This is a genomic window from Actinotalea ferrariae (assembly GCF_019733465.1).
GTDB classification, from domain to species: Bacteria; Actinomycetota; Actinomycetes; order Actinomycetales; family Cellulomonadaceae; genus Actinotalea; species Actinotalea ferrariae_A.
Genome location: NZ_JACVQL010000403.1, coordinates 1 through 1,484, shown reverse-complemented (window position 1 = coordinate 1,484; position 1,484 = coordinate 1). Strand labels below are relative to the sequence as shown.

Below are 1,484 nucleotides of genomic sequence, written 5' to 3'. Positions count from 1 at the left end.
GCCCAGCACGCCGCGACGCCCGGCGCCGCGCTGCCCGAGGCGCCCGCGGACCTGCTCCCGGCCCCGGCGGGCACGGACGTCGTCGTCGTCCCGTACTCGCGCACCGACGAGCTGGCCGACGAGGTCACGGGCTACACGGACGCCGTCGTCGTGCTCGGCCCGGCACCGCTGCGCGAGGCCGTGGTGCGGCGCCTGCGTGCAGCGGTCGCGATGGGCGAGCGGCTCGCCCCGGCGGGCACCGAGCGGGGGACCGATGGTTGAGCGCACCCCGGAGCGGCTCGTCCGGCTCCTCGGCATGGTCGCCTACCTCGACCGCACGCCCGGCGTGCCCGTCGAGGAGGTGGCGCAGCACTTCGGCGTCACTCCGGACCAGGTCCTGGCCGACGTCGACACGCTGTGGATGTCCGGCACGCCCGGCTACTGGCCGGACGACCTCATCGACTTCGACGCCGGCTCGCTCGAGTCGGGGGTGCTGCGTCTGACGCAGTCGCGCGGCATGTCCCACGCGCTGCGGCTGGGCACCCGGGAGGCGGTCGCGCTGGTCGCGGCGCTGCGCGCGCTCCAGGAAGCGGTAGGGCCGGTCCTCGCGCCGGAGCAGCGCGAGGTCCTGGCGAGCACGCTCGCGACGCTCACCGCCGCGACCGGCGAGGCGGCGGGGACGGTCGACGTCCAGCTCTCCGTCGAGGCGTCGCCGGCGGTCCTCGCGGCCGTGCGCACCGCGCTGGCCCAGGGACGCCGCGTGCACCTGCGCTACGTCAACGCGTCCGACGAGCCGAGCGAGCGCGACGTCGACCCCTGGCAGCTGCTGACCGGCGACGAGCACTCCTACCTGCAGGGCTGGGACCACAGCGTCGGCGCGGAGCGGCTGTTCCGGCTCGACCGCATCCTCGACGCGTGGGTGCTCGACGTCGCGTCCGCCGAGAGGCCGCGTCGCCTGCCCGAGGCGACGTTCCGGCCGAGCGAGGAGCACCAGCGGGTCGTGCTCGAGCTCGCCGGCTCGGCCCGGTGGGTCGCCGAGCAGCTCCCCGTCGACGCGACCGAGGACCTGCCCGACGGCAACGTGCGGGTCACGCTGCGTGTCGGGTCGAGCGCGTGGCTCCAGCAGCTGCTGCTGCGGGTCGCCGGACGGGTGCGCGACGTCGACCCGGTCGAGGTGGCGACGGCGACGGCCGAGGCCGCGCGGCGCGCGCTGGCGGCGTACGAGGCCTGAGCGGTCCGGCTACCCTGGCCGCGTGCTCTGGTTCAGCGTGTGGACGCTCCTCGTCGTCGGCACGCTCGTGGGCGCCTTCTTCCTGCTCCGCCGGCTCTACCGCTCGGGCAAGGCCCTCGTCGTCGAGCTCGGCCGCGCCTCCGACGTCCTGGCCCAGGTCGCGGAGCGCGCCGAACAGCTGGAAGGGCTGACGACGCCGGCACCGGTCGACCTCCACGACGTCGGCGCCGCGCGCGCCCGCCGGGACGCGGGCCGCGTCGGCGACGAGCGCCGG

At 76.6% G+C, this 1,484-nt stretch carries 2 protein-coding genes and 1 pseudogene; all 3 read left to right on the top strand.

The genetic code is table 11. The features are described 5' to 3' along the window. Positions 1–261 (top strand): annotated as a pseudogene (locus tag ICW40_RS20350) (WYL domain-containing protein); the annotation flags it as partial. After that, complete coding sequence (locus ICW40_RS20345) at positions 254–1,210, top strand: helix-turn-helix transcriptional regulator (RefSeq protein WP_221655791.1); 957 nt, start codon at positions 254–256, stop codon at positions 1,208–1,210. The pseudogene ICW40_RS20350 and the gene ICW40_RS20345, both read left to right, overlap by 8 nt. Before the next feature lie 22 nt (positions 1,211–1,232). Beyond that, the coding region (locus ICW40_RS20340; protein WP_221655790.1) for a hypothetical protein at positions 1,233–1,484 on the top strand (252 nt) is incomplete at its 3' end.